The following is a 9111-nucleotide window of genomic DNA, read 5'->3' on the forward strand; positions in this document are numbered from 1 at the left end:
ATGTTTTTTTAGTCTATTTACAAGAAAAAGCATAATATCTTTATTAAAAAGCAAAAACTTCCAGACATTTACGCCAAATCCGAAGCTGAAAAAAGGGTCTAAATACCCATCCAACTTAATGGGCTACATGGAAGCCATTTCTTAAGGAGGCATTAATTTTGAAAACCATACAATTAAAAGTTAATGGAGCTGTGCACTCCATTTCCTGCCCGCCTGCTAAAAGCCTACTCGATGTCCTCAGGGAGGACCTTGGGCTGACTGCGAGCAAAGAATGCTGCGGGAAAGGCGAATGCGGCTCATGCACTGTACTGATCAATGACGAAGCTGCCTGTTCCTGCATTGTTCTTGCCGGCCAGGCTGACGGACAGGAAATTATTACATGTGAGGGTGTAGGCTTGAATCCAAATCTGGACGCAATTCAAGAATCATTTATTGAAGAAGGCGCCACTCAATGCGGTTACTGTACACCCGGAATTATCGTTTCTGCGAAAGCTTTTTTAAATGGCATTGACCATATTCCGGCTGTGGATGAAATTAAAACAGCTCTTGGCGGCAACCTTTGCCGATGCACAGGCTATACAAAAATTATCAAAGCTGTCCAGACAGCGGCATCCAGAAATAGTTCTGAAAAGGAACCCGTAAAGGGATAATGGGCGGAACAGCCATTCTTCTGGCAGGTGGACTGTCTGCCCGGATGGGGCAGCAAAAAGGAATGCTCCCTTGGCACGGCCAGACATTATTTGAGCACCAGATTGGAACATTGCTTCAATCGCCTTTTTCAAATGTCATCGCTGTAGTGGGATATAGATCCGAAAGATTTGAGCAAATCGCAAAAAATTATCCCGTCAAAGTCGTCAGAAATGATCGCTTTCAAAGCGGCAAATGCACATCCATTATTGCCGGCCTTAAGGCAGCTGACATGGCTGCGGCAAATATTCTAATTGCAGCAGTTGACCAGCCGGCATCACAGCTAACATTAGAACGGCTTTATACGGAACAGATGGGATCAAACAGCTTGATTGCCATTCCTGTCTATCGTGGTAAACACGGTCATCCCATAGTCTTTTCTAGGGTTTTGTTTGACGAGCTACTATCCATTAAGGAAGAAACAAAGGGACTGAGAAGCATTTTTCAAAAATATCGAAATGATGTTAAAGAAGTTCTTGTTGACGATTCCGGAATTCTATTAAATTTAAACACCCCAGAAGACTACAATCGCGCATTAAAAGATTTATAAGGAGGTTTGCATATGCTAGTTTCCAATATAGAAATGTTTTCCCCTTCCTCTCTCTCCGAATGCCTTACTTATCTGTCTCAATCAAGTAAAAAGCATAAACTAATTGCGGGCGGAACAGATGCAGCAGTACGAATGAAAGAAGGAAAATGGCGGCCTGAAATTTGGATTAATATTAAAAACTTAAAAGAATTACGCTATATCGAAGAAAAGGATGGCTGTATCCATATTGGCCCCTTGACCACCCATACTGACATATTGCGTTCAGATTTGTTGAAAAGAAAAGCGGACGTTCTGGTGGAAGCGGCACGAGAAGTTGGGGCCACTCAGATGCAAAATATGGGAACAATTGGGGGCAATATCGGAACAGCTTCCCCTGCAGGAGACACAATCCCAGCTCTTTATGTACTGGGGGCGTTAATTGAAATCAGTTCACTTAATACTAAAAGACTCGTACCGATTGAACAATTTTTCATAGGTCCTGGAAGAACGATCTTAAGAGAAAATGAAATGATTACAGGCATTTTGATTCAGCCGCAGCATCCGAATGAAATAGGGATATTTCAAAAGCTGGGTCCGAGGAAAGCCCAGTCCATCTCAATCGTGAATGTGGCTATTTCCTTAAAGATGATCGAAGGAAAGCATTGCCATGGAGGGAAAATCGCATTTGGCTCTGTCGGTCCTGCAATCATCCGTGCCAAAAAGTGCGAGTCCCTTCTTTCGCAAGGGCCTCTCACAGAAGAACTGATCCAAAATATTGCTAAAGTAGCCTGGAAAGAAGTCTTGCCTATTACAGATGGCAGAGCCACAGCCCTATATCGGCGAGATATGGCAAGTGCGCTCCTGGAAAGAGGACTGTACAGATTGCTGAGGAGGTGGGAAAACCGGTGACCTATAACAATGCAAACCCCGATTCCTTCAAATGGGTTGGAAAAAGAGTCAAAAGAATTGATGCTCCCGAAAAGGTTACAGGTGAACTGAAATATATGACTGATTATCAATTTGACAATATGGTTTGGGGAAAAGTCCTTAGAGCAGAATACCCTCATGCCAAAATTAACAAAATTGATACGGAAGGAGCCCAAAAGCTCCCTGGCGTCATCTGCGTCCTAACCCACAAGGACATCCCGGGCTTTAACGGATTTGGCATCGTAGTGCCCGACCAGCCTGTCCTTTGTTCAAAAGTAGTCCGCTGCACAGGCGACGCTGTGGCCTTGGTTGCTGCAGAAACACTGGAGATTGCGGAACAGGCTCTATCTCTCATCAAAGTGGATTACGAACCGCTGGAGGTTGTTGCAGATGTAGAGTTCGCCATGTCTTCCTCTGCACCTCAGCTTCATCCGGACGGCAATATTCATAGCCATGTAGCCATTAAAAATGGCGACACAAAAAAAGCATTTCAGGTAGCGGATATTATCGTGGAAAATACCTTTTATTCCCCTCGGCAAATGCATGCCTTTATTGAAACAGAAGGCGGATGGGGCGTAATGGATGAACAAGGCTTAATTACGATCCGCTGTCCGGGTCAATATGCATACCGGGACCGAATGCAAATTGCCAGGTCGCTCGCGTATAACCCTGAGCGAATCCGTGTTATTTCAAGCCCTATTGGCGGTGCGTTTGGCGGAAAAGATGAAATTACTGTACAGATCTATCTTGCACTTTTAGCGATGCATACGAACGGAAGACCTGTAAAAATCCATTATAGCCGCGAGGAATCCGTAATTGCAGGAATGAAACGCCATCCTTTTAAAGTCCATATGAAAACCGCTGCCAAAAGGGATGGAACGCTCCTTGCAAATGAAGTCAGGGCAATGGGCGACACCGGTGCTTATGCTTCCCTTGGCGGTGCTGTCATTGCACTTGCTATTGAACATTCCTGCGGCCCCTATAAAATTCCGAATGTAGATCTTGAAGGATTCTGTATTTACACAAACAATGGAATTGCCGGAGCTTTCAGAGGTTTTGGCGTTAATCAAGTATGTATGGGAATCGAAACACATATGGACATGATAGCGGAAAAGCTGGGAATAGATCCAATAGAACTGCGCAAAAAAAATGTTTACCATCAAGGAGAAGTTTCGAGTGTAGGCCATATCGTCAAATCAAGTGTCGGCACATTTAGAACTCTTGAAACTGCTGAAAAATGCGACCTTTGGAAAAACAGAGAAAAATATAAAGCCGAAGCGAGTGAGCCTTGGAAAAAAAGGGGCGTATCCTTGGCAACTTCCTTTCACGGGATTGGAATGGGAATTGGACTGCCAGATTACGGGGCGGCATCCATTGAACTGCTGCCGGATGGAAAGTTTTTGGTGGGGGTTGGCTGTGAAGAAATAGGAGGCGGCAATAGCACGGTTTATGCCCAGGTTGCAGCTGAAATACTCAATTGTGACATTTCAAATATTCAGGTAGTGCAGGGTGACACGTCCCGCACGCTTGATGGAGGCACAGTCACCGCTTCTCGCTCTACCTATACAGGAGGCCGCGCCGTGGCAACTGCTGCCCCCAATATGGTGAAAATGCTGACAGAAACAGCAGGTGAAATGCTTAACCTTCCTTTATCAAAGATAGAGATCGAAACCAATCACCTTTCTGGAGGAGGAGAAAAAATAACCTATCAATCTATTTATCAATACCTTTATGAAAATAGAAGAACCACAAGGGTTGAAGGCCATTTTTATCTTCCAAAGGAAAAAGAAGAAATTGAAGGATCGGGTGGTGCGCCCCATCATTTATACGGGTATTTGACTCATGTGGTATTGGTTGAAGTAGATACACTGACTGGCGAAACAGATGTCCTTCGGGTTGTTTCCATACCCGATGCCGGAAAAGTGATGAATCGCAAGGCCTTGAAGGCCAAACAGAGGGCGGAGCTGTAATGGGGATCGGATATACTTTATATGAAGATATTCTCATCGAGGCAGGCTATCATAAGACCCGTAACTTCACAGATTATATTATTCCAACCATTCGGGAAACTCCTTTAATCGAAACTTTTCCTGTAGAAGAAGCAGAGAGATCAGGTCCTTTTGGAGCTAAAGGAATCGGTGAAGTCGTCATGATCCCGATCATTTCAGCGATTATGTCAGCTATATACGATGCAACAGGTGCAAGAATTTTCCATTTGCCTGCCACTCCTGAACGGGTGTTTAATGCATTAAAGTCTCTTAAGAATCAAAAGACTCAATCTGTAAGGTGATCCTATTGATGAACCCAGATATGTATAAAAAACTAGAAGATACGATACATTACCGCAAAGATATATTCCTGCTGACAATAACCGATCATTCTGACAGCAGGCTAATTGGATCCAAGGCTTTGCTTCACACAGACGGAAAATTATATACCCATTCCCCCCTCCCAGCTGACTTGAAGTCTAAATTAATTGATAGCTGCCATAAATTCATCACAAAAAAACAATCCGGTACAGTCAGGTTTTTTTGCCGCAACGAAATGGTAGAATGCTTTGCAGAATATTTTCCTGCCCCCCTTCATCTCATTGTTGCGGGTGCAGGACATGTTTGTGAACCGATTGCCAAGATGGGGAAAATGCTGGGCTTCTATGTAACCGTCATTGATGACCGGCCAGAATTTGCAAATCGGAGCCGCTTTCCCGATATAGATGATGTTGTCTGCGAATCGTATATAACTTATTTTCGAAATGCACAAATTACAGATAAAACCTATATCCTCCTTATAACAAGAGGTCATAAATTTGATGTTTTAAGCTTGACTGAATTATTGAACCGCGGAGAAAATCCTGCTTATATCGGCATGATCGGCAGCAGGAGGAGAATATCCGGTGTGTTTCAAGAAATTAGGAAGGATTATCCAACTGAAAATTTTGAACACCTGTATACACCTGTAGGATTGGATATCGGGGCTGAAACGCCTGCTGAGATTGCTGTCAGTGTAATGGCTGAAATTTTAAAAGTAAAAAACCAAAAATCCGGCTACTCGTTAAGTGAGAAAATCAAAGAACAAGCCAAAAAAGGATTTCGTGAGGGGGCTGGCACTTGGAACAAATACACCTTATAAAGCGTTCAGTTGAAATTATGAAAGGAGGTGATAAAGCTGCACTGGCCACCATTATACGCACAAAGGGATCTACACCGCGGAAAGCCGGCAGTAAAATGATCGTTTATGATAGCGGGAGAATTGAGGGTACCATTGGCGGGGGCTGCGGGGAAGCCGAAGTCATCGAAAAAGCGCTTGAAGTGATTAAAATGAATAGGCACAGCCAGCTGCAGATCGATCTCACTAAAGGTCTTTTTTATGAAGATGGCGGGATATGTGGCGGAATCATGGATGTATTTATTGAACCATTGTAATTTTGGATTCTGGCAAATGCGAGAAATTTATTTTCGCTGATAAAAATGAAAATTCACTGTATATTTATTTTTTTATGGATAAATTGGGAATTTAGCGGTTATTTCGATATTATCAGAAAATAAGGTTTTATTTTATCAGGTAGATTAAAGCAATTTTTCACATTTTTCACTGTTCCAGCTTATTTGCACTAGGACTTGTTGACCTTGGAATGCAAATTTGAGCAAGGAGTGATCTTATAATGTCAAGTATTGAGAAAAACTTAGGATCCGGTCTTCCTCCAGCTTCTCAAGCGGGCGTTTTGGAAAAGCTTTTTAAGCTGTCTGAGCGGAAAACGAATGTTAAAACGGAAATTCTGGCAGGCATTACTTCTTTTATGACGATGAGCTATATCATTTTTGTCAATCCGGCTATATTGGCTGATGCGGGTATACCTAAGGAAGCCGCGTTGGCAGCAACCATTTATGCAAGTGTATTCTGTACTCTCTTAATGGCGCTTTGGGCAAACTTTCCTGTCGCGGTTGCCCCTGGAATGGGGTTAAATGCATTTTTCGCCTATACGGTCGTTCTTGGCCAAGGGCTTTCCTGGCAGACCGCTTTAGGAGCGGTATTTATATCAGGTGTTGTATTCCTCACCCTGACTGTAACCGGTGTACGGCAAAAAATAGTTGACGGTGTCCCAAGTGTAATGAAGTCAGCCATTGGCGTAGGAATCGGTTTATTCATTGCCTTTATTGGCTTAAAAAATGCTGAGCTTGTTGTTGCCAATGAAGCCACTTTTGTTGGACTCGGAGACATTACAAGCACTGGCCCTCTTCTTGCGATCTTCGGTTTGATTACGTCTGCCATCTTAATGGCTAAAAAAGTGAAGGGTGCCCTTTTAATCAGCATTTTAGGCACCAGTATACTAGCGATGATTGTAGGTTTTATTGCCTACCCAAAAGCGATAAGTGATATAGCTTCACTCTCATTGCCAAGCATGTCAGAAACGTTTTTGGCAATGGACATTATGGGAGCGGTGCAATACGGTATTATTTCAGTCATTTTCTCCTTTACGATTGTAGAATTATTCGATAATTTAGCAACATTGATCGGTTTATCCCAAAAAGCCGGACTAACAGATGAAAACGGCAAAATTGAAAATCTTGACCGCGCTCTTCAGGCTGATGCCGTCGGAACTATGGCAAGTGCCACTTTTGGAAGTACGGCGCTAAACGCATATGTGGAAAACGCTACCGGGATTTCAGAAGGAGGACGTACTGGTCTTACCGCCCTAACAGTAGGTGCGCTATTTTTCCTTTCACTGATCTTCGCTCCGCTAATCTATTTCATTCCATCCGTAGCTACTGCACCTATCCTTATACTCGTCGGAGCTTTAATGCTTAGTGAAATTAAGCATATCGGCTTTGATGATTTTACCGATGTTATTCCGGTATTTTTAACAATCGTCCTAATGCCATTAACCTTCAGTATTGCACAAGGCCTTGCTTTTGGTTTTATCTCTTATACGCTTTTAAAGCTTCTAACCGGAAAGCGGGACCAAATTCACTGGATCATGTATTTCGTAAGCATTGCTTTTATTATCAACTTTATGATGGGCGGCCATTAAGAAGAAAAAACAGAACGCCACTTCCTGTGAGGAAAAAAGAAGGCAGCTTACAGCTCTTTCTGGCAGCCTGCTAGATGTTTCAATTATAGATTAAGAATATTATTATTTTTTATTCGGTTAACGGAAGGAGTTAAAAATGAAACCTACCATTGAGGCATTAAGAAGAAGAATTGACGTGGCAACCAAAAGGACTCCTGCCGATCTGGTTGTTAAAAATGGAAAAGTCGTAAATATTTTTACCAGGGAAATCCTTCATGAAGATATCGCGATTGTAGATGGCTTTATAGCAGGACTGGGTGATTATGAAGGATTCGAAACCATTGATGCAGAGGGAAGCTATATTGTCCCCGGCTTCATTGATGGCCACGTTCATATAGAATCTGCCATGGTCACCCCTGCTGAATTCAGCAACGTCGTTCTTCCGCATGGAGTAACAACCGTCATCGCGGATCCTCACGAAATAGCAAACGTCAGCGGATCTTCAGGCATAGATTTCCTGCTGGAATCATCAGAAGATATTCCTTTAGATGTCTATTTCATGCTCCCTTCCTGTGTGCCTGCAACTCCATTTGAAAATGCCGGTGCCGAACTCACCGATCATGACCTTGAACAGTTTTATACTCATCCTAGGGTTATCGGCCTTGGTGAAGTAATGGATTATCCTGCTGTTATGGAAAAACGTGAAGAAATGCTTAAAAAGCTGGAACGTGCGGGCAGGAAAGGCAAATTCATAGACGGGCATGCTGCCGGGCTGAATGCAGATGGAATCAATGTATACATGTCAGCCGGCATTCGAACAGATCATGAATGCATTCATGCAGAAGAAGCTCTGGATCGTCTCCGCAGAGGGATGTATGTAATGCTAAGAGAAGGATCTGCTGCCAGAGACTTGATTTCACTTTTGAAAGCTGTCAATGAACAAAATGCTCGCCGCTGCTTATTTGTAACTGATGACAAACATCTCGATGATTTAATGAATGAAGGAAGTATCGATCATAATGTAAGAATGGCCATCAACCAGGGAATCGATCCGATTCTTGCGATCCAGATGGCTACCCTTAACGCAGCAGAATGTTTCGGACTCAAGCATAAAGGAGCTATTGCTCCCGGTTATGAAGCAGACCTCGTGTTTTTAAGCGACTTGAACACGGTTCAAATCAATAAGGTATATAAAAGCGGAAAGCTTGCTGCTGAAAGCGGCTCCTGTAAATCCTCTTCAAAGTGCAGTGCTGCTCCAGCCCCTTCTATTGTTGACAGTGTCAAGATGAACAGTATAAAAATAGAAGATTTACAAATAGCGACAGGAACTGGAAGTGTCAATATAATTGGGATCATACCCAACAGTATTGTGACCAGGCATCTAGTGGAAAAACCGGACAGCGTTGTCGGTTTCTTCGTGCCAAATCCTGAGAAAGATCTGTTGAAGTTAGCCGTAATTGAAAGGCACCATCATACAGGCAACATAGGGCTTGGGATTATTAAGGGCCTTGGAATAAAAAAAGGGGCGATCGCTTCAACTGTGGCACATGATTCACATAATATTGTCGCTGCAGGTACTTCAGACGAAGATTTGCTCCTTGCGATTAACCACACGGCTGAAATGAAAGGCGGCCTGGCAGTAGTCCAGGATGGCCAGGTTACAGCTGAACTGGCCCTCCCTATTGCAGGCCTAATGACCAATCAGAATTCAGCCTTTATTTACGAAAAGCTGACAGAATTAAACCAGGCCTTGCGTAAAGTTGGCTGCAGCATGCTATTCAATCCTTTTCTGACACTATCTTTTTTGGCCCTCCCAGTTATCCCTGATCTTAAGCTCACTGATAAAGGTTTATTCTCTGTGAATACATTTCAGCATATTTCTGTTTACGAATAAGAAACACACATGATTCAATTACTCACACCCCCGTATGAAAATATTCATCCGGGGTTTTTGTTTTTT

7 protein-coding genes and 1 pseudogene are annotated in these 9111 nt (G+C 43.1%); all 8 read left to right on the forward strand.

Annotation, left to right across the window (positions count from 1 at the left end; translation table 11 throughout):
* Positions 1–158: 158 nt before the first annotated feature.
* Complete coding sequence (locus NCCP133_RS17590; RefSeq protein ID WP_264806410.1) at positions 159–650, forward strand: (2Fe-2S)-binding protein; 492 nt, start codon at positions 159–161, stop codon at positions 648–650.
* Positions 650–1237, forward strand: a complete 588-nt coding sequence (locus tag NCCP133_RS17595) for a nucleotidyltransferase family protein (RefSeq protein ID WP_264806411.1) — start codon at positions 650–652, stop codon at positions 1235–1237. The genes NCCP133_RS17590 and NCCP133_RS17595 overlap by 1 nt, the downstream gene beginning before the upstream one ends.
* A 12-nt stretch (positions 1238–1249) precedes the next feature.
* Positions 1250–2125 carry an FAD binding domain-containing protein gene (locus NCCP133_RS17600; protein WP_264806412.1) on the forward strand — a complete coding sequence of 292 codons (876 nt, stop codon included), beginning with the start codon at positions 1250–1252 and terminating at the stop codon, positions 2123–2125.
* A 119-nt stretch (positions 2126–2244) separates the two neighbouring features.
* Positions 2245–4433, forward strand: a pseudogene (locus tag NCCP133_RS17605) (xanthine dehydrogenase family protein molybdopterin-binding subunit).
* 8 nt (positions 4434–4441) lie between these two features.
* On the forward strand, positions 4442–5272 hold the full coding sequence (locus tag NCCP133_RS17610) for an XdhC family protein (protein WP_264806413.1): 831 nt from the start codon (positions 4442–4444) through the stop codon (positions 5270–5272).
* Positions 5251–5565, forward strand: a complete 315-nt coding sequence (locus NCCP133_RS17615; protein ID WP_264806414.1) for an XdhC family protein — start codon at positions 5251–5253, stop codon at positions 5563–5565. Before NCCP133_RS17610 ends, NCCP133_RS17615 begins: the two co-directional genes overlap by 22 nt.
* Positions 5566–5804: 239 nt before the next feature.
* Complete coding sequence (locus NCCP133_RS17620; protein ID WP_264806415.1) at positions 5805–7172, forward strand: NCS2 family permease; 1368 nt, start codon at positions 5805–5807, stop codon at positions 7170–7172.
* Between the two features lie 136 nt (positions 7173–7308).
* Positions 7309–9045, forward strand: coding sequence for an adenine deaminase (gene ade, locus NCCP133_RS17625; protein WP_264806416.1), 1737 nt, complete (start codon positions 7309–7311; stop codon positions 9043–9045).
* The last annotated feature ends 66 nt before the right edge of the window (positions 9046–9111 follow it).

It is taken from the genome of Cytobacillus sp. NCCP-133 (assembly GCF_026011715.1).
Classification (GTDB): Bacteria; Bacillota; Bacilli; order Bacillales; family Cytobacillaceae; genus Cytobacillus.

Bases quoted from the DNA above. Each gene is read 5' to 3' on its own strand.
- NCCP133_RS17595 (WP_264806411.1), top strand. From the start codon at position 650: ATGGGCGGAACAGCCATTCTTCTGGCAGGTGGACTGTCTGCCCGGATG.
- NCCP133_RS17610 (WP_264806413.1), top strand. From the start codon at position 4,442: ATGAACCCAGATATGTATAAAAAACTAGAAGATACGATACATTACCGC.
- NCCP133_RS17600 (WP_264806412.1), top strand. From the start codon at position 1,250: ATGCTAGTTTCCAATATAGAAATGTTTTCCCCTTCCTCTCTCTCCGAA.
- NCCP133_RS17620 (WP_264806415.1), top strand. From the start codon at position 5,805: ATGTCAAGTATTGAGAAAAACTTAGGATCCGGTCTTCCTCCAGCTTCT.
- ade (WP_264806416.1), top strand. From the start codon at position 7,309: ATGAAACCTACCATTGAGGCATTAAGAAGAAGAATTGACGTGGCAACC.